This window comes from Faecalicatena faecalis, assembly GCF_012524165.2.
Taxonomy (GTDB): Bacteria; Bacillota; Clostridia; order Lachnospirales; family Lachnospiraceae; genus Faecalicatena_A; species Faecalicatena_A faecalis.
In genome coordinates, this window is sequence record NZ_JABACJ020000028.1 from 1 (window position 1) to 25,137 (window position 25,137).

A 25,137-nucleotide genomic window follows, 5' to 3' on the forward strand; every position below is an offset into this window, starting at 1 on the left:
CCAAGCAAGGTGATAGGAAATGGATGTTTAAAGATTCTTTGTGTGTAGTTTTGAAGGTACATCAGATAGATGGAATGAGAGGACGATACCGATTGGTATCGTTTTTTTGTGCGTAGAGCAGTGCATCAGCAGGGGATGAAAAAAGAAAAGCTGCAGAATATGACAAGAAGGCTGATGGGATTATAAGCTATCTTGAGAGTATTCTGAAAATGGTAATCATAAGAGGGCTGCCATCTTTGTTTCTTTAGGTAAAATGCACAAATTTTAAGGGGATATCTTGTGTATTTGTCTGAAAGTTACAAACGAAAGTTAAAAAGTGGTTGACGAAAGTTAAAGTGATGCTATAATAAAATCATAGTTTACTTAACACGTGTAAACTAATTTTTTATCCCGGGTGGTTAACACGTGTTAACTAGAGATACGTATCAGGCAGTAAAACAAAAAAATGGAGGAAAAGATTATGAAAAAAAGAGGTTTGTGGAAACGCATTTCTGCCTGCGGGCTTGTTATAGCAATGTGCGCTTCAATGTTAGCTGGATGCGGCGGTTCTTCTGATACTAAGAAGGAAGCGAAAAAAACGAAGGATGGAAAGACGGAATTAGTCATGTGGACATTTATGAGCAAGGAGAATTCCTATGGGAAGGCTTTCTATGATGCAGTAGACGCCTTCTCAGATGGCTCGAAGGAGTATACGGTGAAGATTGAGCAGATTCCGTTTTCACAGTTGGTTAGTAAGATTACAGTTGCGGCACAGAGCAAGAGTTTACCAGATATTATTCAGGTGGATGGATGTGATCATGCTTCCTTTTCTGCAATGGGAATATTCGCAGATTTGACAGAGAAAGTTGATTCTGAGATGAAGGACTTAGAATTTTATTCAGGTCCGTTGGAATCCTGCAAGTATGATGATAAGTTATATGGACTTCCATTGAATGCGAACAACCTGGTTCTTGTTTACAATGTAGACATGCTAAAGGCGGCTGGCTTTGAGAATCCTCCTGCTACATGGGATGAATTGAAAGAGTATGCCAAGGCTCTGACAAGTGACAGTACATATGGCTTCGCGATCAATGCAATTGATGATGAGGGTTCTACTTATTCCTTTATGCCATTCTTGTATGAGACTGGTGCTGATTGGAATACACTTGACAAGGGCGCTGCAAAGGCATTGGGGTTGTATCAGGATCTGGCGAATAACGGTTCTATGAGTAAGGAAGCTTTTGGATGGGGACAGAATGATGCTTATGGACAGTTCGTTGCAAAGCGTGCTGCAATGTACATTGATGGCAACTGGAGACTTCCTGAGTTAGAGAAGGATGCAGATTTCGAGTATGCGTTTGCACCAATCCCGGCTTATGAGGGCACAAGTGCGACCTGTATTGGCGGTGAGAATCTGGCAATTGTCAATAATGAGAACTTCGAGGGCTCCTGGGAATGTGTAAAGAGCCTGTTTACAGAAGAGACGATGAACGATTACTGCAAGAAATCTGGTATGATTCCGACTGTTAAGACATTTGCTATGGCAGATGAATACTTTACAGATGATCCGGTCATGAAGGTATTCGTTGAGAACATGGAAGTGGCTAAGACAAGAGGACCATCTCCAATTTGGCCGCAGATTTCACAGGTACTGCGTGACATGATTCAGCAGGTCGGCACGGGTGTGAGTGCAGATGATGCAGCAGCCGACGGAATCAAGGCAATGCAGGAGTATGTGGACAAGGAATAGAGAAGAAGATCCGTATTAGGCCTGGTCTTATATAAGGTCAGGAATAGATACAAATATTATAAGAACAGGTGCATCCTATGGACGCACCTGTTTTAAAAAGGCGGTGCTTTATGAAAGGAACAAAAAGAAAACACAGGAGATTATCGAATGAAACTGTCGGCTACCTATATGTTCTGCCGGCGGTAATATTCATCGTCGCATTTGTGGTATACCCAATCGCTTACAACATTCTGATCAGTATGCAGAAATACGACATTTCCACATTTCAGAGTGGAGTCAAAGAATTTATTGGACTCTCCAATTACCAGTCCATATTTGCAGATAAGCTGTTTATAAAGTCAGTCAGTAATACCTTTATTTTCACTATAGTATGCATTATCTTCCAGTTGGGAATTGGATTTTTACTGGCGCTTTTCTTCCATAAGGAATTCCCGGGAGCCAATGTCACAAGCGGTCTGACTCTGATTGCGTGGGTGATGCCGATGCTTGTCATTGGTATTATCTGGAAATGGCTGTGGGCAAGCGATTCTGGCGCAATTAATTACTTCCTTTCGGCATTGAACCTGATCAAGGAACCAATCCCCTGGCTGAGTGATCCGAAGTATGCAATGATTGCGGTGACAGCGACAAATATCTGGGTCGGTATTCCGTTCAATATGCTTCTTGTTATTACGGGAATGACGACCATTTCCGATGACGTGTACGAGGCAGCTACGATTGACGGGGCTTCTAAGATGCAGAGTCTTCGTTATATCACCCTTCCACTGCTCAAGCCGACCATGGTCAGTGCGGTCACAATCGGCTTCATCTATACCTTTAAGGCATATGATTTGATCGTCGGAATGACACAGGGTGGACCAAACCATGCAACAGAAATGATTTCGACGCTGATTTATCAGGAGAACTTTACGACCTTTGATTTTGGCAAGGGCAGTGCGATGGCGAACATTTATTTCCTGATTATCTTTGTGGTGGCAATTTTCTATTCGAAATTAGTCATGAAGGAGGAAGCATAATATGAGTAAATATCAGATCAAGCAGGTCAAGAAGTATGCCTGTACCGTGATTGCGGTCTTGTTTACAGTAGTTTATCTGTTTCCTCTTTACTGGATGGTCATCACCTCTTTTAAGACAAAGGAAGAGATATTCAGTGCTGTGCCGACATTTTGGCCGGCAAAATTTTCACTGGAGGCTTATATCACACAGTTCACAGTACATGATGGGATTTCCATGTTCTCCTATCTGAAAAACAGTCTGATCATTGCAGTAGGAGCCACTTTGATATCTACAGTCCTTGCGACATTTGCGGCTTATGGACTGGCACGTTATGCAATGAAGAAAAAACAACTTTTAATTTTAATTCTGACGGTGACCCAGATGCTGCCGATGGTTATGTTCTTAGCTCCGATGCTTCAGACATTTAACAAATTAGGCATTACTGGTACATACGCTTCCGTTATTTTGTTCGATGCCTTGTTCTCGATTCCGATGTCCATCATTATCCTGCGGCCATACTTTACGTCCGTGCCGAAGGAGCTGGAGGAGGCGGCTATCGTGGATGGGTGCAACCGCTTCAACTGTTTCTATAAAGTCATTCTGCCAAATGCATATCCGGGAATCTTCGCATGTGCATCCTTTGCATTCATGGCAGCATGGGGTGACTTGATGGCTTCCATGACATTTTTATCAGATGGAGACAAGCTGCCGATGACCGTTATGATGTACAAATCCATGGGACGCTATGGAGTGAATTGGAACAGCCTGATGGCTACAGCGACCATGGTCATCATACCAATCATTGTATTGTTCCTGATTATGAGAAAATCACTTGTATCAGGCCTGACAAGTGGTTCTGTGAAAGGCTAAACTGTAAAACTTGGGGGAAAGATCTATGACAAAAACAGCAGAAATGATTATTGAGGAGGACATCAGGAAGGTCTATCTTGGCAACCTCAATACCGTGGAGTTTGACCTAAGGCTGCCCTTGGTCGGGGAAAATGGTTCGAAGATCACATGGGTATCCGACAATGAACTTTTTTTAAGACCTGATGGAAGTGTGACGAGGCCGTGGAACGGGATTGGTGACAGGAAGGTCCATCTTCATGCGTGTTTCGAATATGGCGGATTGTCCAAAGAGAAGATATATGAGGTTCACATACTGGAGGAACCCAGGAAAGAGAAAATCGTGGAAGCGCTGCCTTTAAAGAGGACAGTAAGAAAAGATAAGCTTGCGCTGCTTCCAGGAGCAGTAGTACTGCGCGCAGATAACGGACATTTCTTTTCCAGACAGGTTACCTGGGAAGGGGGAAATGAGCAGGTGTTCGGCCAATGTGGGAACTTTTGTCTGACGGGAACCGTGAAGGATGAACCGATTTTGGCGAAGCTGGAAGTGGAAGTGAGAGAGGACTTTGAGACGGAGAAAATGGATACGGCACCTCTTGCTCATCCGATGGATTCCGGGGAGACTGCTCTTTTACCGAACAGTGTGTTTTACCGGGCCATGGAAAATGCAGTTGCCTACTTTCAGAATATCGATGATGACCAGATGTTGTATAATTTCCGAAAGGCAGCGGGGCTCGATACCTTGGGGGCGCCACAGATGGCGGGATGGGATTCGCCAGAGTGTCTGCTTCGGGGACATACTACAGGGCATTATCTGTCTGCACTTGCCTTATGTTATCGAGAGACAAAGAATGAGGAAATCTACAGAAAGCTCTGTTATCTGGTGATGGAACTTGCAAAGTGCCAGGAGATGTTCTCAAAAAAAGAAGGGTTTCAGGAAGGGTATATTGGAGGGTATTCGGAAGAACAGTTCGACCTTTTAGAACAGGGGGAGCGTTATCCTAATATCTGGGCGCCTTATTATACCCTGCATAAATTGCTGGCCGGACTTCTGGACGCATACTGTCAGGCAGAGGTAAAAGAGGCCCTGGAGGTGGCAAAGAAGGCGGGGATGTGGGTATATCGCAGGCTGAGCCGTCTGAATAAGGTCCAGTGCGAGAAGATGTGGGATACCTATATTGCCGGGGAGTATGGCGGTATGAATGAATCCTTTGCCAAGCTGTACGAGCTGACTGGAGAGAAAGCATTTCTTGTGACTGCAAAGATGTTCGACAATGACAGGCTGTTCGTGCCTATGCAGGAGAAATATGATGTTTTGGAAGGGATGCATGCGAACCAGCATATTCCACAGATTGTCGGATGTATGGAAATGTTCCGGGCGACTGGGGAAAAACAGTATTACGATACAGCAGCGTATTTCTGGGAAGCAGTGACAGACAGTCACATTTTTGCCAATGGAGGGACCGGAGATAATGAAATGTTCTTTGAGCCGGACAATGCGGCGGGCCACCTGACTACAGAGACAGCAGAATTCTGTGCGTCCTATAATATGCTGAAGCTGACCAAGGAGCTGTTCAAATATCATCCCGATGTCCGTTATATGGACTATTATGAGCGTGCGATGTTCAATCATATCGTGGCAGGCGGCGATAAGGAGCCGACTGGAGACATCACTTATTTCTACCCGCTTGCTCCGGGATCTAGGAAGGACCCGAAATTTGTGAATGCCTGCTGTCATGGGACCGGAATGGAGAGCCAGATGAAGTATTCGGAAAGCATCTATTTTCATACAGCAGATACACTTTATGTCAACCTGTTCTTGAATGCAGAGACCACGTGGGAGGAAAAAGGTGTGAAGGTGATCCAGCAGCTTGAGGAAAATCCTGGAGGTATCCATCTGCATTTTGCGGGAGAAGGAGAATTCTTGCTGAAGATACGGTGTCCATACTGGTGCGACGGGCAGTACAGTGTTGTGGAAAATGGAAGAAACGCACTTGCAAAATGCGGCGCGGACGGATATATTAATATTCAGAGGACAAGAGCGACAGAGGATATCCATATTCGGTTTCACTGCCGCCTTCGAATAGAAACGACAGCAGACAGCCCTGACACGGCAGTATTGGCCTATGGACCGTATATTTTGGCGGCATTATCTGATCAGGAGACATTTCTTAAATTTAAGATACAGGAGATGGAACCGGAAAAGGAGATGAAGGCAGCGCTTATTGACAGGGAGAGACTGGCCTTCCAGACAGAAGAAGGGGGCCGGCTTACTTGGGTACCACTCCCGGAAATCGGGAATGAGAAACATCATGTCTACTGGAAAATGAAATAATATAAAGCAGGTATGATAGATGGGAAATAATGAAAAAAGAAGAATGACACTGAATCAGCTGGCAAAGGAGCTTCATGTCTCAAGGACCACATTATATAATATACTTCATGAAAAAGGGGCCTATTCCGAAGAGACAAAAAAACGGGTCTATCAGGCGTTGGAAGAATATAACTTTCGTATGAATAATCATGCCCGCAATCTTGCGATGAACCAAGAATATAAGATTGCATTTGTGGGATTTTATTCCACACGTTTTGGATATTTCTTTGATGAGATCCAGGCTGGAGTGGAGCGGGCAATCGAAACTTATGAGGATGACGGCCTCCATCTGATTACCCGGTATTCCGACAGAGAGGAGCCAAAAAGGCAGGTTCAGGATTTAATTGAATTAGAAGAGCTGGGAATCGAGAATTTCATTATTTTCTGCTATCATTATGAGGAGGTCTCCTCACAGATCGAGCATTTGATCGAGACAGGCAGGAATGTGATCCTGTTCTCCAGGCGGATTCCAGGACTTCATCCTCTGTGCAGTGTGGGATGTAATGACTACCAGAGCGGCAGACTGATGCAGGAACTTTTAGAAAAGTTCTCCAAAGAGGGAAGCCGCGTGCAGATTCTGGTCAGTGAGCATAACCATCGGGATAAGCTGGTCGTGGGCGAGCGTCTGAAAGGATTTTATGATGCAATGGAGAAGAGCCGGAAGAAGTTCGAGCTTTTAGAGCCTGCCTGGACCTCACCTGTCCCGGATGTGGAGAGGAGTGAGATACGCAGTGTACTTAAGGATAGAAAACCGGATGTGATTCTGGATTTCGTGTGTAACCTGCAGGATGCGGCGGAATGTCTCAAGGAATACGGGAAGGGGGAGACGGTTCTGTTAGGGTACGATATTTACCCGGAGGTGGTCCCCTTTATCAAGGACTCTACGATTGATGCGGTGATTTATCAGGACCTGCCCTTACAGAGCTTTCGGGCTGTGGAGCTGATGTTCGAGTATGTCTGTTATGGAAAAAAAACAGAGAAGGAAGATTATTATATGCCGCTGAATGTGGTATTTGCAGCGAACTGTGAATATTTTGAGAGTTTATGAAGACTCATGGATGAAAGAGGTATCGGATGGAATATCGAATCGATCAGGACCGGATTGAATGGTCCCATTGTGGTGAATATGTGTGTGTAGAAGCCTGTGGCAGAGACAGTGTCCGGGTCAGGGCTTCTTTTAAGGCTCCTGTTGACAGGAGCCTTCATTATAATCTAAAGCCGGAGGATGGAGAAGGCACCAGAGCGTTCCTGGAAGGAAAGATGGCAGTACTAGAGTGTGGCGGGACACGGGCAGAAATCAATGAATTCGGTCAGATTACATTTTTTTATGAAGGAAAACAGATTCTAAAGGAAGCGTGGATCGATGAGACGTGCGGTATGCCGCCTTATCAGAAGGCGCGGGAGTATCAGGGGATCGGCGGGCTAAGCTGTCAGATCCGGGCGTATTTCTATGCCAATCAGACAGAGCATATTTATGGGATGGGACAGGAGAATCGGGACTGCCTGGATTTGAAGGGGTGTACAGTAGACCTCTGTCAGAAGAATACGAAGTGTACGATTCCCTTTTACATTTCTACGCTGGGTTATGGATTCCTATGGAATCATCCAGGGGTGGGCAGAGCAGAATTTGCGAAGAATCGTTTTTTATGGGAAGCTTCGATGTCACGTCAACTGGACTATGTGGTGATTGGAGGAGGAACTCCGGCACGGATCATGGAGCGCTATACATCGCTGACAGGGCGGTGTCCCCAGTACCCGGATTGGATTTTTGGGCTGTGGCAGAGCAAGCTTCGGTACAAGACCCAGGAGGAGGTGCTTGAGATTGCTCGGGAGCATCGAAAAAGAAAGATTCCACTTTCCGTACTTGTGGTGGATTACTTTCATTGGCCCTTCCAGGGAGACTTAAGGTTCGATGAGAAATATTTCCCGGAACCTTGGAAGATGAAGGAGGAGCTGGAAAAAGACGGAATTCATCTGATGGTGTCAGTCTGGCCTACGGTGGATATGCGGAGTGAGAATTATAGGATGCTCAGGGATAAGGGCTGTCTGATTACAGCGGAGCACGGACCAGATATATTCTTTCTCTGCAGGGGAGCCTTGACTTATTTGGATATGACTGAGCCGAAAGCGGGAAGAATGCTGTTCGAGAAACTCAAAGAGAATTATGTGCGGCATGGAATTACATCCTTTTGGCTGGATGAGGCGGAACCGGAAATTTATCCTTATGCCTATGAGAATATGCGCCTTGCAAAGGGGAATGGGCTGGAGGTTTCCTGCTATTATCCGTTTGCCTATAACCAGAGTGTAGAGGCTGGCCTGTTAAGGGAAGGAATTTGGGAGACGAAAGCGGGACAGGAATCCGATGGAATTATCTTAGTCAGGAGCGGGTGGATTGGTTCGCAGAGTCTTCGGTCTGTCATCTGGTCAGGAGATGTGCCGTCTACGTTTGACAGTTTTCGCAGACAATTGATGGCGGGACTTCACATGTCTATGTGCGGAATCGTACTCTGGACTACTGATATAGGCGGTTTTTATGGCGGAGACGCCGAGGATGAGGAATTCCGGGAGCTGATGATACGGTGGTTCCAATTCGGAGTATTCTGTCCGATCTTGAGAATGCATGGATATCGCAGGCCTTATGAGGAGGCAGGCAGTATGGAAGACATGTCAGGAGAATGCAACAGCGGAGGCGGGAACGAACTGTGGAGCTTTGGCGAAGAGGCTTATCAGATTATGCGCAAATACCTGTCTGTCAGGGAAAGGCTGATCCCTTATATCAAGGAACAAATTCAAATTGCCCGTGAGACAGGCACACCGCTGATGCGGCCGCTTGTATATGATTTCCCAGAGGATGACCGGGTATATGATATGGGAGATGAGTATCTGTTCGGCAGCCAGATCCTGGCAGCACCTGTGATGGAATATGGGGCACGCAGTCGTAAGGTATATCTGCCGGGAGATGGTATTGGCTGGGTGAATGGGAATACCGGAGAGAAAGCTGCAGGGGGGACAGAGATTACGGTAGATGCGCCGCTCGATCGTATGCCGGTGTTTTATCGGGAGTAATATCAAAGGGGGCAGACCCTTATGCAAGCCATTTACAGAATATTCTGGAAATGAAGAGCATAAGGGTCTGCCCCCTTTGTAAATGTATGTTTATATTTGACATTATCGAGTATCGATATTATAATAAAAATAGAAATATCGATACTCGATAATATGGATGGGAGGAGGGAGTCTCATGAAGAATAGAAAACGGATTTTAAAGCAGTTCCATTATTGGGAATGTGATACCTTTGCGGAATATTTACACAATATGTCAGCCAGAGGATGGCATTTTAAAGGGTGGAAGCTTGGTCTGATTTTTGAAAAAGGGGAGCCAGAAGACATTGAATATGCTGTGGAAGTATTTCCGAAGGGGAGCGAAATGGACACAAGACCGGAGCCGGAAGCACAAGAATATGCGGAATATTGTGGGGCAGCGGGCTGGAAGCTGGTAGATGGACGGCGTAAGTTCTGTGTATTCAGGAAAGAACGGAGGGATGCAGTCCCGATTGTCACTCCAGAGGAACGTCTATATAATATAAAAAGGGCCGGGCGAGTACAATGGTTTTGGGAATTTGCCGGAATCGGATTTGTTACGGGAATGATTTGGTTTCAATTTTTAACATTGAATTTCGAACGGTGGATTTTTTTCGATTTGATGCTGCTGTTACTTGTGGGAAGCTTGCTGGGCTGTCTTGAAAAATTAACGGAAGGGATTGCTATGCTTATCACAGCTCATTACAAGAGAAAGGAGCTGTTGGAGGGAAGGATACCATTTTATGGAGGAAAGGGGCAGGTCATCATACGATATCTAAAAAATTATATGTGGGTTGTGGAAATAGGTGCATATTCTCTGATTGCAGGTACGTATCTTCTAATAGCAGGGATGAGAGGTTCTGCCTATCTCCTTCTGGTGCCTGTATCGGCCGGATTGGTCATGCTGCTTTTTATGGCGGTGCTGGAAATATGGAGACCATCCAGAGCAAACAATTGGGCAGTACAGATGCTCGCAGCATTAGGGATTACAATCGTACTCATTCCCGTTATTATCGTAGTTGTGATGACCTCTGGAGGAGAGAAGCCTGTTTTGTCGAAGGCGGATATCCCTTTGACCCAGGCTGACTATAAAGAGGTTTCCGGGCAGATCGTCCATACAGATGAGGGACATTTGGAAGGAATCTTAGGTTCCATGAGGTATTTTCAGGTCGAGTATGGAGAAAGCGCAGATTCAAAGGAAGAAGAGGAGAACACTGACACCTTGTGGTACTATGTTTTTCAGACAGAGCATCCATGGATCTTGAACAAGGTCTGGCAGCGGTATGAAAAAAATGCTTATCAACCAAGGGACTGTACAGCTAAGTGGGAGGCCGTATCTGCTTTTGAAGGCGGTATGGCGGGTGGTCTATATACTGTACGTTTTCAAGATAAACTATTGTATATGTATTCGGATGAGTCATTGGATGTAGAGCAGATCCAGATTATAAAGAATAAGCTTCAACTATAATGGCAGGCAGAAGGTGATCATGTATGGCAAGAGAACAATTTCAAACATTAACAGAACCCATGTATTATATTCTGATGGCTTTGATGAAGGAATGCTGTGGTGTTGACATCATGGACCGGGTGGAAGAAATATCCGGGGGCAGGGTCAGAGTAGGACCAGGGACGCTCTACGCAATGCTCTCTAAATTCGAGAAGAATCAGATTATCCGTCTGACCCAGGAGGAGGGCCGCAGAAAATCCTATATCATTACTGATGAGGGGATAGAGATGTTAAAAAAAGAGTATGAACGGCTCAGGACTATGGTGGAGGATGGCAAGACCTTCCTGATGGAGGATGAATTATAAGCATATCCATAAAATTAGAAGATTCTGGAAATGAAGAGCAAAAGGGCCTGACCCCTTTGTTAAATCGACATATCTTTCCGATATTCATTCGGGGTCAGATGCACAATCCGCTTGAAGTTATAAATTAAATTTTTAGCATCTGTAAAACCGCTGTTGGCCGCAATATCATCCAGGCAGTCCTGAGTTGATATGAGCAGTTCTTTGGCTTTATTGATTCGTAGATTGATCAAATATTCATAAGGTGTTAATCCAGTCTGTTTCTTAAATGTCCGAAGAAAATGGTATTGGGACAGAAAGACGGAGTTGGAGATATCCGTAATACCTATCTTTTCGGTCAGGTGTTCTGACATATAATCTATCGCATTGTTGAGTTTTTCCGTAATTAACGGAGAATCCTGCAGTGCGTTTTTTCTTTTTTCCAGAATCAAATGAGTCATCAGACTGATGATCCATTCTGATATCATCAAATTTTTATCCAGATTATATTCACTGGAAGAGGAAGTGATTTTCCTGATCAGGTCTGCTTCCTGACTATCCGGGGCAATTTCATGGAAATACAGGTCGTTCCGATTATATAGGTTGTAATAAATGTGGGCAGCAGTTCCATTGTAATGGAACCATCGGAAATCCCATGGCTCGGCGGAATGGGTCTCATAATGATGGGAAGCGTTGCATTGTATGATGGCGATGGTGTTGGCTGACAAAAGGTAAGTCTTATTATTATAAGTCAGACTGCCACAGCCGCTCAGGGTGTGAAAAAGAAGAAAACGGTTGGAATTTTTACGTCCAGTGTAATAATCCTTATTTGCAATAAAATGCCCCCATTCCAACAGATAAAAGGGCAGGCTCATAGTATAAGATGTTGGGGTCGCAGTCTTCCATTGAGATTTGGGTCCAACGTCTATATTCATTTTTTCAAACATATAACCTCCTTATGAATAGCTAGACAGCAGTTAATTTGAGAGCAATATATCGGAATTTGTGGGCAATAAGTTGTCTTGTTTTTGTGCTTTCATAAGTATATCATAAAAGTAAGAAAAAGAGAATAATACAAGATTATTTTAAAAAAATAGTATTAAATCGCGCGAAAAATTAGTTAATAGTAAGGAGGAAAGAAATAATCGAAGTATTATGAAAAAGAAACGATGTGAACTGAAGTATTAAATGAACATGGAGGAAAAGGTAAAAAGCAGGAAAATCAGGGATATGTGTGACAAAAAAATAGGAGCAATAAATGTTAAGAAATAGTGAGATGAAATCGTAGGAGGAAAAGGAATGAAAAAGGTAATAGCAGTTATATTAGCATTTGTTATGAGTTTAGGTCTTTTTGCATGTACAACAAAGGCTCCGGTCAGTGATGACAGTAAGAAGGAAGAAACGAAAGATGAGAAGGAAGGGAAATTCCGCATAGCCGCTTCCTTTATGTCACTGAATAATCCATTTTGGATTGCAGAGAATGATGTTCTCAAGCAGGAAATCGAAAAGCGCGGAGGCGAACTGGTTACATATGATGCGCAGTTAAATTTGGAAAAACAGATTTCCCAGATTGAAGATGCAGTAGCATCGGGGGTAGATGCAGTGATTGTCAGTCCGAATGACTGGAAAGGAATCAAACCAGCGTTGGAAGCATGCCAGGCAAAAAAGGTTCCGGTTGTTGTAATTGATACCAAGGTCTTTGACGGAGATTTAGTTGCAACTCAGGTGGTATCCGATAATGTGTTGGGAGGCAAGCTGTGTGCAGAGGCACTGGTAGCGGCTCTGGGCGAAAAAGGAAATGTAGCGATTATTGATTTATCTACGAATATGGCAGTTCAGGACAGAATGGAAGGCTTTATGGGAGTCATTGAGCAGTATCCAGATATCAAGATCGTAGCACAGCAGGATGGAGATGGTTCTGTAGAGGCAGCGCTTCCGATCATGGAGAATATGATTCAGGCAAATGAAGAAATCAATGGTGTCTTCGGGACAAATGATCCTGCAGCGATTGGTGCTATCGCAGCATTAGACAGCGCAAATAAATTGGATGATGTATTTGTAGTGGGAATCGACGGTGCAAAAGATGCATGTGAATTAATCAAGGAAGGAAAACTCCTTGGAACATCAGCACAGTATCCGAGTCTTCTTGCCACAGAGGTTGTAAATCAGGTCTATAAAATCCTGGAAGGCAATGAGCCGGATGATGACATTATCTATGTAGAAGAAAAATGGATTGATAAAGAAAATGTGGAAGATTATCAGAAGACAAATGCGTATTAATCCGTAACCACGGGAGCAGTCGGTTCTACTGACTGCTCTCATGTTCGAAAAGAGGCATACGAGGGAGGTGCGTAGAATGTCTGAGAACTTACTGCTTGCAATGGAAGGGATTACAAAGACTTTTCCGGGTGTGAAAGCATTGAACAATGTAAAGCTTGAGGTAATGCCGGGCGAGGTGCATGCACTGCTGGGAGAAAACGGGGCAGGGAAGTCCACACTGATTAAGATTTTAGCAGGAATCTACACAAAAGATGCTGGGGAAATCAAAATTAATGGGGAAATAGTAGAAATTTCTTCCGTGAACGATGCAAAGGCGAAGGGAATCAGCGTAATCCACCAGGAGATTTCACTTGTTCCAAAGCTGAGTGTTGCCAATAATATACTCCTGGGAACAGAGGGAAAGGAAGTATTTATCAACAATAAAAAGCGCCGGGAAATTGCGCAGAAGACAATTAAGGAGCTGGGATTCGATATTGATGTGGATGCCATGGTAGATACTTTGAGCATTGCCCAGCAGCAGATCGTGGAGATTGTACGTGCATTGGCAACTGAGGAAGTGAAGCTGATCGTGATGGATGAGCCCACGGCCTCAATATCCGAAAAAGACGTGGATAAACTATTTGCTACCATCAGACGGCTCAAGAAAAAGGGAATTGGAATTATTTATATTTCACATAGGATGGAGGAAATTACACAGATTGCAGACAGGCTGACTGTTCTTCGGGACGGATGCTATATTGGAACACGCAATATCGATGAAATTAGTATGCAGGATATCGTGGAGATGATGGTGGGACGCCAGGTAGAAGAAATGTACCACTATAATATAAATGCGATTGGAGAGACCGTCCTGAAAATGAAGGATGTCTCAAGCCAGTATGTGCATCATGTAGACTTTGAGTTGAAAAAGGGAGAAGTTCACGGTCTGTATGGATTGATTGGTGCAGGAAGGACTGAGCTGGTACGAGTTCTTTTTGGATTGGACTCTTATCAGGGAGAAATCGAGATCCAGGGAAAAGAAGTAAAGATACGAAACGCCGGTGATGCAATGGAACACGGAATTGCTCTGGTGCCGGAGGACCGTAAAAAGGAAGGTCTTTTTTTAGAAAATACGATCTATTTCAATTCCGTTATCACCATTTTAAAGGAGTTCATGAGCCGATTTCGGATTAAAAATTCAAAAGCACGTGAGACCACTGAGCAGTACAAAAAGATGTTAAAGATTAAGTATACGGACAGCCAGCAGCTTGTAGGAACATTAAGCGGCGGAAACCAGCAGAAGGTCGTACTATCAAAATGGCTGGCAGCAAAACCGGATATTTTAATTTTGGATGAGCCTACCAGGGGAATCGACATTGGGGCAAAGTCAGAGATTTATGATCTGATCTTTCAACTTGTAAAAGAAAATGTGAGCATTATTTTAATATCTTCCGAACTGCCGGAAATCCTGAATCTCTGTACAAGAGTTTCCGTCATGAGGGAAGGCAGGATTGCCGGGCATGTGGAGCGGAAAGACTTCAACCAGAAAGAGATATTTAAATATGCGATGAAATAATAGAAAAAGCGGGGATAAAAGATGAATAAAGTAGTAAAACTGAAAGACAGTCTTTCAAAATTTGTTATGGTAATCGCATTCATTGCTATCATAATCATATTTTCGCTTCTTTCAGACAGATTCTTTACATTTGACAACTTCTTCAATGTTCTTAGACAGGTATCTACGAACGGTATCATTGCCCTGGGCATGACGCTTGTGATTATCTGCGGAGGAATAGATCTGTCTGTTGGTTCTGTGATGGCATTTGCTGGAACACTTTGCTGCGGCTTGATCGAAGATGGTATGCATTTTACGCTGGCAATTCTGATTACGCTTGCCTGTGCGGTTGTTTTTGGACTATTTAACGGATTTTTTGTGGCAAAGGTAAATATGCCGCCCTTCATTGTAACATTGGCGACCATGCAGATGATAAGAGGGTGTGCTTATATATACAGCCAGGGGTCTCCCATCCGTGCCATTGATGAAAATTTCAATATGTTAGGGAACGGATATATCGGGGTCGTACCGGTTCCGGTCATCCTATTTTTGGTAGTGACACTGATGATATATCTGATTCTACATAGGTCAAAAATGGGAGTTTATATTTATGCGGTGGGCGGTAATAAAAGCTGTGCTATATATTCAGGAATCAATGCGAAAAAGGTAGAAATCAGTGTTTTTGTCATCAGTGCAATGTGTGCGGCCCTAAGCGGAATCATTTTAGCATCCCGGATGTACTCTGGACAGCCTACATCCGGGCAGGGGGCGGAGATGGACGCAATTGCGGCAGCCGTTTTAGGCGGGACGAGTTTTTCCGGCGGCTCTGGAAAAGTATCAGGAACAGTGCTTGGTATTCTAATTATAGGCGTCATGAATAATGGACTAAATATCCTGAATGTGGCTTCCTACTATCAGTTGGTATTAAAGGGCATCATTATATTGCTTGCAATATATGTGGACATGATTAAGAAAAAATAACAGGAGGATTTACGATGGAACAGAATACAAAATTAAAACCGACTCATCAAGCGAAGGTGGGAATCTACACAGTTGGTTTAAAAGCATACTGGCCGCAGTTCGAAGGCCTCAGAGAGCGGATTATAGAATATGTGGGATTTATTGCTAAGAAACTTGAACCTTATGCTGAAATTTATAATTATGGTCTGGTAGACTGCTCGGATGAAGGGCATAAAGCTGGAGAATGGTTTAAAAAACAGGATGTGGATCTGGTGTTCTGTCATGCGGGGACCTATGTTTCCTCAGATGCAGTACTACCAGTCCATCAGATCTGCAAGGCACCTGTGATCGTACTGAATCTGCAGCCTACAACGCAGGTAAATTATGCTAAGACCTCTACCGGGGAATGGCTGGCACACTGTGGTGCATGTCCGGTTCCAGAGATGTCCAATGCATTTGAACGCGCAGGTATCCCATTCAGGGTGATCAGCGGGCTTTTGGGACTTGATTATACACCTGCCATATCTGTAACAAATGAGAATACAGCACATCGTCCAGAAGCAGTCAGAGCATATAAGGAAATGAAAGAATGGTGTCTGGCAGCAGGGGTGAAGCGAACCTTAAGAAACTCACGTTTCGGATTCCTCGGCAGTAATTTTCACGGTATGCTGGATATGTATAGTGATTACACAATGCTTCAGGCACAGACAGGAATCCATGTCGAAATCATCGAGATGTGTGATTTGAACGAGCGGGTACAGAAGGTGACAGAGGAGGAAATCGAAAAGAAACTGGTTGAAATTAAGGATATGTTCCAGATCAGTGGAGATTCCCAGGCTGATCCTATAGCGAAGAAGCCAACAGATGAGCAGCTCAGATGGTCCAGTCATATTGCGGTCGGTCAGGAAAAAATGGTCAAAGATTATAATCTGGATGCACTTGTCTACTATTATCATAGTGTTCCCGGCAATCCGTACCAGGATATTCAGGGAGGATTTATTGTCGGACATTCTCTTTTGACTGCCAACGGAATACCGTGTGCCGGAGAAGGGGACATTAAAACAGGAATTGCTATGAAGATCTGTGATACGTTAAATACAGGTGGAAGCTACTGTGAGATTGTAACCGCTGATTACGAAGACGGAACGATTCTGCTTGGGCATGATGGTCCTTTCCATATCAAGATTTCAAATGGTAAGCCGATCTTAAGAGGTATGGGGCTGTATCATGGGAAGCAGGGAACGGGTGTTTCAGTAGAAGCTAAGGTCATGTCAGGGCCGGTCACAATGCTCGGATTAACACAGACAGGTGCAGGAAAATTGAAAATGATTATAAGTGAGGGTATTTCCACAGATGCAGAGATTATGCAGGTCGGGAATACACAGACCCATGTTAAATTCCCGGTCGATATTGACACCTACTTTACAAATTGGTTCCAGCATGCGCCGACGCATCACTGTGCAATGAGTATCGGCCATAATGCAGAATTATTCGTGAAAGTAGCACAGATGATGGATTGTGATTATGTGGTATTGTAAGGGGACTCCAATGAAATAAAAATCAAGCAGTTTCGAAAGGAGATGGCAGTATGAACAAGGAAAAGCCGGTAGTAGGTTTTATGGCAGTCGGACTAGAGCCATATTGGGGGCAGTTTGCAGGAATGAGAGAGAAGTGCGAGCACCATCATGAGATCATGAAGGGGAAATTTGCTCCGGAGCTGGTCCAGATAGAGGACGCAGGTATCATTGATTCAGAGGAACTGGCAAGGAAGGCAGGAGAAAACTTTGCAGAAAAAAGAGTCGATATTGTATTCTGCCAAATGCTCACGTATGCCGCATCTGTTTACATTGCACCTGTCGTGCGTAATTTAGATGTTCCAGTAATCCTTTTGAATGTGCAGTATAAGAAGAGTCTGGATTATGAGAATGTAAAGGGAATCGGAGACTGGCTTGGAGAGGGAATTACCTGCGCAGGCATTCCAGAGGCAACGGCCGTTCTCAAAAAGCTTGGCAGGAAATATGCGATTATTACGGGACATATGGAGGGCGATCAGACGGTAGAGAAAGAGATGAATCTGTGGTGCAGCGCCGTTCGTATCAAAAAAATCTTATCCACAAAAAACCTGGGACTTTTTGGGCGCTCTTACGCAGGAATGATGGATCTGTGTGTCGATGAGACAGAGATTTTCAAAAAGTTCGGAACTTATATTCATCACCTAGATTGGCAGGAAATCATACAGACAGGAGAAGAAGTAGAGGAAGAACGAATTGTCCGGCGTATGGAACAGATGAAGGACTTATTTGAGGTGAATGATGATATATCCGATGAGGATCTGCATTATATTGCTCAGACAGCAGAAGGGTGTTTTGAATTGGTGGAACGTTATAGTCTTAGCTCCTGTGCGACCCATTATGAATTTGATGCACCTAAAGAACAAAGGGATCTTGTTGCTGCGCTGAATCCTGCGATGACGGTCCTGATGACAGAAGGAATCGCAGGTGCACCTGAGGGAGACATCAAAGCAGCCCTAGCCATGCTGATTTTAAAAGAGACTGCTGGAAATGCTATGACAGCAGAACTGTATTCTATGGATTTCAATGACGATACCTGCCTGATCGGTCACAGCGGCGCCTGTGATGCAAATATTTCAAAGGAAAAGGCGGTTCTTAAGATGAGTGGTGTGCTTCATGGAAAGAAGGGAAAGGGGTATGTCGCCCAGTTTTATCCAGACCCCGGACCCGTTACGATGCTTGCATTAACGGATGGACCAGATGGTAATTACAGGTTGGTCGCAGCGGAAGGGATGGGAGTAAAAGGCCCTATTTTGGAGCTTGGGGATACAAATCTGCGGGTAAAATTTCCGAAGCCTTTGAGAGCATTCGTGAACGAGTGGAGCATAGAAGGACCGACTCACCATGGTGTACTCGCGAAAGGTCTGCATATAAAGGCCTTAAGATGTATTGCGGCTGTACTGGATATAGAGTTGAAGATCATCACAGAAGAAACCGTAGAATGAGTCATTCGGAGGGAGAAAGAATGCAGAGAAATGAACAGATCGAAGCTGCATACCGAATCGCAAAAGAACGGTATGCAGCGCTAGGAGTAGATACGGAGGAAGCATTAAGAAGGCTTCAGGATATCCAGGTATCAGTGCACTGCTGGCAGGGCGATGATTTCCATGGATGTGAAGCCCAGGGAGGCGAACTGACAGGGGGAATTATGGCAACAGGGAACTATCGGGGCCGGGCCAGAAATGCAGAGGAGCTGCGGCAGGATTACGAAAAGGCGTTTGCGCTGCTCCCGGGAAAACAAAGGGCCAATCTGCATGCCATTTATCTGGAGACGGGTGGTGTGCCGATTGAACGCAATGCAATAGAAGCCCGACATTTTGAGGGATGGATGCAGTGGGCTGACGAATTAGGAATTGCGTTGGACTTTAACACTACCGCATTTTCCCATCCGAAAGCAGATGGATATACCCTTGCAAGCAGGGATCCAAATATCCGTGATTACTGGATTGAGCATGGACGAAGATGCCGCAGAATTGCCGCTGAAATGGGCAGACGCCAGGGAAATGCATGTATGCTGAATCACTGGCTGCCGGATGGAAGAAAAGAGTTTCCAGTAGATTCCTTTGAACGCCGGAAGGTTTTTATGGAGAGCATGGATGCGATGATTCAGGAGAAGTTCGATAAGCAGTGCATGATGGATGCCATTGAGAGCAAGCTTTTTGGGCTTGGCATGGAAAGTTTTACGGTTGGTTCGGCAGAGATGTGTTTTGGCTATGCATTATCCAGAAATATTGTGCTGACCTATGACCTCGGGCATTTTCATCCGACAGAAAGCGTGGCGGATAAGATTTCCTCCACCCTTCTGTACTTGGACCACATTATGCTGCATACAAGCCGAGGAGTACGCTGGGACAGTGATCATGTGGTCATTCAGAATGATGAGCTGTCTCTTCTGATGAAAGAGGTAGTCCGCTGCAATGCATTAGATCGGGTTTCTATAGGCTTAGACTTCTTCGATGCCAGCATAAATCGAATCGCAGCATGGGTAATCGGTACAAGATCGACACAGAAGGCATTGCTTACTGCTCTTTTGGAACCGATCGAGCTGCTGCGGGAAATGGAACGGGATGATGTGACAGCACGGCTTGCTTTGCTGGAAGAGTGTAAAAATATGCCGGGAAATGCCGTCTGGGATTATTTCTGTGAGAAAAACGAAGTGCCTGTGGGGATGGAGTGGTTCGAGGAGGTAAAAAAATACGAGGAAACAGTACTGGCAGAGCGTTCCTGATTAAGAGCCGACATATGGAAGGGAAGAAATGAAGACATATACATTGGGAATCTCTGACAAGGCAATGCCAAGGGTATTAAGTTGGAAGGAAAAACTGGAGACAGCACACAGTGCTGGTTATGATTCTGTGGAAATGGTCATAGACAATGTGAATAGTAGTCTGAAACAGTTAGATTTTCATGATGATCAGATAAAGATACTTCGGGAATATATGGAGAAAACCGGGGTTTTGGTTCAGACGATCTATCTTGCAGTCCATAAAAACTATCCTATGGGAAGCAGCAATGAGAAAATGTGTGCGAAAAGCATGGACATTTTGAAAAAGGCAGTCATTTTTGCATCGGAATTAGGGAATACGGCAGTTCAGTTACCAGGATATGATGTTTATTATGAACTGTCTACCCAGGAGACAGAAAAAAGGTTCATGGAGAATCTAAGGCAGGCGGCGAATACTGCGGCTTACTATGGAGTGAAGCTGGGACTTAAGCCTATGGATACTGAATTTCTCAATACGGTACAGAAAGCGGCTTACTATGTGGAGCAGATAAAGATGGACTGCCTGGAGATATATCCTGATGTTGGGAATATTACGAATGCTGCCAAACTATATGGAAATGATGTTCTAAAAGATATCAAAACGGGACAAGGATTTCTATCAGCTTTGCAGTTAAAAGAAACTCTTCCAGGGCGATATGAAGATATTCCGTTTGGAATGGGACATGTTAATTTTGGAAGGACGATACATATGACCTGGAAGATGGGAGTTCGGAAATTTGCTGTGGATATGAATTACCAGGGAAATACAAATTGGAGAGTTGATATGATGTCGGCACAGAACTTTTTGAGGTGTATTCTTGATAAATTGGATAAGACAGGGAACACAAACGAGTAAAATTATGATATTTTAAGAATATTCTGAAAATGGAGAGTAAATGGGGCAGGTCCTTTTACTCTCCATTTTGAGATTATTAATATATAATTGACTAAAATACAGAAAATATTAAGAAACTATTTAAAGAAAACTGCTTTCTTTCTGATGCAACTCTGTTATAATATAAGCAAAGAATACTCTTATGGCAGGATTCGTATTCATATGAAGTCTCAAGGAGGTGGGATTTATGAAACGGAAGAGTAGAAGAGGATTAGCTTTGATGTTAGCTTTTATTTTGACGGGGGCAGCGTGTATGATGCCGGACGTGAAGGTTTCTGCAGCGTCAGCGGCAGGAACGGAAAATAGGCAGACTAACAATCTGGAAGTAGTTGATAAGACAGCACAGAGTATTACACTACGTGCACAGGACAATTACGAATATGCCATAGAGACCACAGTGAATAACACAAAGTCCTGGAAATGGGCAGATGCTTCGCAATACGATAAGACCAATAAGACGGTCACATTCACAGGATTGAATGCTGAGCAGACATATCAGTTTGCCAGCAGACTGGCAGGTACGACGGATGTACTTGGACAGGTATCAGTAAAGACAAAGGCCCAGGAGAATACACCGGCTGTTCAGACAACACCGAATACGCCTGACGTATCCTCGGATACCCAGACACCGCAGCAGCCCCCGGAGGTAACGACAGACAACAACCAGATTACAGATGAAAATGACAAGAATGTATTGGACCAGACACTGACAGGAGACAATCCAGATCAGCAGGGCAATGTCAAGGATACAACAAAGGATACGTCAAAGGATGCAATAGTACAAGGTGGAACAGAGCAGGAGAATAAAACTACGACCGATCTGACAACCGAGAATAAAAACACTCAGACCGACCCGCCTAAGACAGAAAATTCACAGAATCAGATAAAGGCAGATTCGATTACAGCTCCACAGGCAGCAAAGCTTTCGAAGCCCGATGCACCAGTTGTTTCAGATGACGTGACGGATCAGAAGATTACCTTGGAATTACCGAAAAGCGCAGATACAAAGTATGTGTATGAGTATAGCATGGACGGTAAGGACTTCCAGTCCTCCCCGGTCTTTGATCATCTTAAGCCAGATACAGAATATCAATTCTGCATGAGGATCGCAGCAGGCACATATGAAGGAATTGTCTATTCAGATCCAAGTGACAACAGCGATTCCACGGCGAAAGTACGGACAAAGAAGGCGGCTCCCGAGCAGCCCAAATATGCACCGGAACTGGCGAAGAGAACAGACACAAGTATTACTTTGAAGGCAGCGGATGATGAAAAGAACCCTGATGCACTGGAATTTGGTATGGTTACATCCCAAGCTGCTGTTCAGTGGCAGAAAACAGGCGTTTTTGAGAACCTGACACCAGGTATGGCATATGAGTTCGTGGTACGTTATGGTGTAGATGAGAAGGTTCAGATGCCAGGAACGGCAAGTGAGGCATTCAAGACCTCGACCTTAGAAAAAGCAGCTCAAGCCCCAGCGGCTCCAGCATTGGAAAATCGAACAGATACATCCATTACATTAAAGGCAGCCAACGGACAGCAGTATGCTATGGTGAAGGCAGACGGCAGTGTGGACTGGCAGGATAATCCGCAATTTACAGGCCTGAAGCCAAATACGGTATATCAGTTTGTGGCACGCATGAAATATGATCCTGAGAAAGCAATGGAAAGTATTCGAAGTGAGGCAGCAGGATTTAAGACCGTGATTTCTTTTGAGGGTTCCAAGATCACAGGAATCAAGGCAGGCGGTTCTTACGAGGAAGGAAGCAAGCTGACGGCAGTTGCAGTTGGAACAGGCATGGAGAATGCTTCTCCGGCAGCAGGCGATACTAGATGGGTACCGAAGAGCTGGAGCTGGGATGGAGAAAACTGGAAAGACTGGGACAATGCGCCTTATTCCATCACAGCAACATATTCACAGCCAGGTAATTACAATTTAAGAGTCAACTTCCAATTACAGGAATATACCCAGAATGGATGGAAGGCATTAAATGATTCAAAATCAACAAATGTGAAGTTTAAGATTACCGAGAAAAAGGTATTCTATACAATCCAGGCAGAAGCAGGTGCGAATGGAAAAATCAATCCAAGTGGCAAGGTGGAGGTACAAAAAGGCAAAGACTATGAGTTTACATTTACTCCAAATAAAGGATACCGCACTGCAAAGGTAACTGTGGATGGGAAAGAAGTGACCTTTAAGAACAATAAGTATACATTTACGAATGTACAGGGTGCACATAAGATTTCCGTTACCTTTGAAAAGGACAAACGGACACCAAAGACGGGCGATATGAGTCAGCCTGCAATCTTCTTAGGACTCCTTCTGATTTCAGGAATGCTCATTCTTGGGCTTGCATATAAAAAGAGAAAATCCTAGGAGGAAGACCTAGAAATTAGGAATCCTTATTTCTAAGAAGTAAGATAAAATGTAATCATGTAAAATGGGTGCTGTAATTGTGTACAGCGTCCATCCACAGGAAAAATATTGATGTAGATGAAAGAGGTCTGTCAGAGCAATCTAACAGACCTCTTTTTCTAATTTTAATTTCGTATCTATTCAGATTCGATGTAGGAATACACCTCTTTGGTCTCCCTTTGATTTCTGCCCCGCCATATAAAGAAAAGGCTGAGCCCCATTGCAAATATCTGTGAGATAGGAACGGAAATCCATGTCCCATAAACGCCTTCCAGCTTTGGAAGAATAAGAAGCAGAAGAAACAAAAAAATAACCTCACCGTATATCAGGATATAGGCCCACGTATTTTTGCAGGTGGCGTAGAAGTAAGCGGTTGTGACCCTGGAAATGCTGACGAAGAGATAGCCAAAAAGGAAGATCGGCAGCATCTTGGATACATTTTCTGCAATGGTATTAGAGGCACCGAATAATACGGCAGCCTTCCCGCGGAGTGCGTAGAGCAGAAGAAAGCTGCCTACTGCTACGAGGAAACTAAAACGATAGGCCATATTTCGGTACTTTACTGCATTTTTCATGTTCCCCTCACCAAAAGACCTGCTTAAAAGCGGCTGACATCCGTCGCTGACACCTTGTAGCAGAAGCAGCACTACGCAGGAAATATAACTTACCGGAGCATAGCTGGTGACGGCCAGCGTTCCTCCGGTGAGAGCCGCACTTTTATTGACCAGAATTAATGTAATATTGGGCGAAAAAGTAAGCCCAAAGGGGGAAAGTCCGACCTGAAATATATTCTTTAACAGCCCTGCCCCATGTCCACCAAAAGTGAATATTGGTGCTTCTTTTTTGTATAACAGAAAAATCAGGCAGACGAGGAAGGTCACAGCCTGGCCGATCACCGTTGCCACCGCTGCACCCATCATTCCCATAGGAAGTTTCCAGACGAACAGGTAGTCCAGCAGGATGTTGGTAAAAAATCCGGCAACCATAGCAAACATGGCAGCAATGGAACCGCCCATATTACGGATGAACGGAACAATTCCTGTCCCTAAAATTTGGAAGACCGCACCGAAAGTGATATACAGGATGTATTCCTTGGCTAAAATCTGGATGTTTCCTTGTGCACCGAAAAAATGTAAAACAAAAGGGGCGGCAGGAAGATACAGGATGGTCAAAAAAATTCCAGACAGAAGCAGAAGAATCAAAGTCATGCCAAAATACTGCCGGCTTCGGTGATGATCTCCCGTGCCACTGCTGATTGCATATTCTACAGCACCTCCCATTCCTAATCCGGTTCCCACAGCCTGCAAAAAAGCGGTCAAGGGGTAGGCGATATTGATTGCGGCTAAAGCATTATCGCCCAGTGCGTTTCCTACAAAAAATCCATCCGCAATGGCATAGACGCCAGAAAGTGCAAAGGCCAGCATGGAAGGAATTACGAAGCGAAAAAAATCTTTATGCAGGTTCATTTTAGTCTGCCTCCTTAAAATGTTGATTATAGAGCTGGGTAATCTCGATGAGTTCTTTGACCCGTTCTGGCCCCAGTGAATTTAGAACGGTGCATTCATGTATCTGCATGGCGCGGGCAATACTCTCCACAAAATCTCGGCCGGAATCTGTTAGTATAATATCCTTGTTGCGGCGGTCTTCTTGAGAGGGAATCAGAGTCACCCAGGAACGTTTTGAAAAACTTTTCAGGATGGTGTTGACTGTCTGTTTAGGCAATACCCACTGTTTACAGATATCTTTTTGTTTACAGGGGCCATCCGTTTCCGAGAGGGAAAGAATGACCAGAAGTTCATAGTAGGAAAGACCATGTTGGCCCGCCCACTCTTCATACAAGCTGTTCGTCTCACGCCAAAGGGCAGTATATTGTTTTATTTGTTCTAATGTGCTCTGCATAGTT

19 protein-coding genes are annotated in these 25,137 nt (G+C 44.3%); 16 read left to right on the forward strand and 3 right to left on the reverse strand.

Annotated features, from left to right (window positions below; translation table 11 throughout):
- The first annotated feature begins 460 nt into the window (after window positions 1-460).
- The 8 genes from HGO97_RS20150 (at window position 461) to HGO97_RS20185 (ending at window position 10,838) form a co-directional block, all read left to right on the forward strand.
- Complete coding sequence (locus HGO97_RS20150) at window positions 461-1,729, forward strand: ABC transporter substrate-binding protein (protein WP_216244680.1); 1,269 nt, start codon at window positions 461-463, stop codon at window positions 1,727-1,729.
- A 110-nt stretch (window positions 1,730-1,839) separates the two neighbouring features.
- Window positions 1,840-2,745, forward strand: coding sequence for a carbohydrate ABC transporter permease (locus HGO97_RS20155; RefSeq protein ID WP_216244682.1), 906 nt, complete (start codon window positions 1,840-1,842; stop codon window positions 2,743-2,745).
- Window position 2,746: 1 nt separating this feature from the next.
- Complete coding sequence (locus tag HGO97_RS20160) at window positions 2,747-3,595, forward strand: carbohydrate ABC transporter permease (RefSeq protein WP_216244684.1); 849 nt, start codon at window positions 2,747-2,749, stop codon at window positions 3,593-3,595.
- Between the two features lie 25 nt (window positions 3,596-3,620).
- Window positions 3,621-5,906: a beta-L-arabinofuranosidase domain-containing protein gene (locus HGO97_RS20165; protein WP_216244686.1), complete on the forward strand. Its 2,286-nt coding sequence runs from the start codon at window positions 3,621-3,623 to the stop codon at window positions 5,904-5,906.
- Between the two features lie 19 nt (window positions 5,907-5,925).
- Window positions 5,926-6,993: a substrate-binding domain-containing protein gene (locus HGO97_RS20170; RefSeq protein ID WP_216244689.1), complete on the forward strand. Its 1,068-nt coding sequence runs from the start codon at window positions 5,926-5,928 to the stop codon at window positions 6,991-6,993.
- Between the two features lie 26 nt (window positions 6,994-7,019).
- Complete coding sequence (locus HGO97_RS20175) at window positions 7,020-9,011, forward strand: glycoside hydrolase family 31 protein (protein WP_216244691.1); 1,992 nt, start codon at window positions 7,020-7,022, stop codon at window positions 9,009-9,011.
- 175 nt (window positions 9,012-9,186) lie between these two features.
- Window positions 9,187-10,494: a DUF2812 domain-containing protein gene (locus HGO97_RS20180; RefSeq protein ID WP_216244693.1), complete on the forward strand. Its 1,308-nt coding sequence runs from the start codon at window positions 9,187-9,189 to the stop codon at window positions 10,492-10,494.
- Between the two features lie 23 nt (window positions 10,495-10,517).
- On the forward strand, window positions 10,518-10,838 hold the full coding sequence (locus HGO97_RS20185; protein WP_216244694.1) for a PadR family transcriptional regulator: 321 nt from the start codon (window positions 10,518-10,520) through the stop codon (window positions 10,836-10,838).
- Between the two features lie 59 nt (window positions 10,839-10,897).
- On the opposite strand, the gene HGO97_RS20190 is transcribed toward HGO97_RS20185, so the two are convergent.
- The gene (locus HGO97_RS20190) at window positions 10,898-11,761 is read right to left on the reverse strand and encodes an AraC family transcriptional regulator (RefSeq protein ID WP_216244697.1); all 864 of its coding nucleotides are present in this window, start codon (window positions 11,759-11,761) and stop codon (window positions 10,898-10,900) included.
- Between the two features lie 352 nt (window positions 11,762-12,113).
- Here HGO97_RS20190 and HGO97_RS20195 point away from each other — a divergent pair, with 352 nt between their 5' ends.
- From HGO97_RS20195 to HGO97_RS20230, 8 genes are all read left to right on the forward strand, one after another.
- On the forward strand, window positions 12,114-13,094 hold the full coding sequence (locus HGO97_RS20195; RefSeq protein ID WP_216244699.1) for a substrate-binding domain-containing protein: 981 nt from the start codon (window positions 12,114-12,116) through the stop codon (window positions 13,092-13,094).
- Window positions 13,095-13,170: 76 nt separating this feature from the next.
- The gene (locus HGO97_RS20200) at window positions 13,171-14,649 is read left to right on the forward strand and encodes a sugar ABC transporter ATP-binding protein (protein WP_216244700.1); all 1,479 of its coding nucleotides are present in this window, start codon (window positions 13,171-13,173) and stop codon (window positions 14,647-14,649) included.
- 21 nt (window positions 14,650-14,670) lie between these two features.
- Window positions 14,671-15,609, forward strand: a complete 939-nt coding sequence (locus HGO97_RS20205) for an ABC transporter permease (RefSeq protein WP_216244702.1) — start codon at window positions 14,671-14,673, stop codon at window positions 15,607-15,609.
- 14 nt (window positions 15,610-15,623) lie between these two features.
- Complete coding sequence (locus HGO97_RS20210; protein ID WP_216244704.1) at window positions 15,624-17,126, forward strand: L-fucose/L-arabinose isomerase family protein; 1,503 nt, start codon at window positions 15,624-15,626, stop codon at window positions 17,124-17,126.
- A gap of 50 nt (window positions 17,127-17,176) precedes the next feature.
- Window positions 17,177-18,604 carry a hypothetical protein gene (locus HGO97_RS20215; protein ID WP_216244706.1) on the forward strand — a complete coding sequence of 476 codons (1,428 nt, stop codon included), beginning with the start codon at window positions 17,177-17,179 and terminating at the stop codon, window positions 18,602-18,604.
- Window positions 18,605-18,624: 20 nt separating this feature from the next.
- The gene (locus HGO97_RS20220; protein ID WP_216244708.1) at window positions 18,625-19,887 is read left to right on the forward strand and encodes an L-rhamnose isomerase; all 1,263 of its coding nucleotides are present in this window, start codon (window positions 18,625-18,627) and stop codon (window positions 19,885-19,887) included.
- A gap of 28 nt (window positions 19,888-19,915) precedes the next feature.
- Window positions 19,916-20,779, forward strand: coding sequence for an L-ribulose-5-phosphate 3-epimerase (locus tag HGO97_RS20225; RefSeq protein ID WP_216244710.1), 864 nt, complete (start codon window positions 19,916-19,918; stop codon window positions 20,777-20,779).
- Window positions 20,780-21,005: 226 nt separating this feature from the next.
- Window positions 21,006-23,195, forward strand: coding sequence for an InlB B-repeat-containing protein (locus HGO97_RS20230; protein ID WP_216244712.1), 2,190 nt, complete (start codon window positions 21,006-21,008; stop codon window positions 23,193-23,195).
- A 176-nt stretch (window positions 23,196-23,371) separates the two neighbouring features.
- On the opposite strand, the gene HGO97_RS20235 is transcribed toward HGO97_RS20230, so the two are convergent.
- Both HGO97_RS20235 and HGO97_RS20240 read right to left on the reverse strand, forming a co-directional pair.
- Window positions 23,372-24,700 (reverse strand): MATE family efflux transporter, encoded by a 1,329-nt coding sequence (locus HGO97_RS20235; protein WP_216244713.1) that lies wholly within the window; start codon window positions 24,698-24,700, stop codon window positions 23,372-23,374.
- A gap of 1 nt (window position 24,701) precedes the next feature.
- Complete coding sequence (locus HGO97_RS20240; RefSeq protein WP_216244714.1) at window positions 24,702-25,133, reverse strand: MarR family winged helix-turn-helix transcriptional regulator; 432 nt, start codon at window positions 25,131-25,133, stop codon at window positions 24,702-24,704.
- Window positions 25,134-25,137 lie beyond the last annotated feature (4 nt).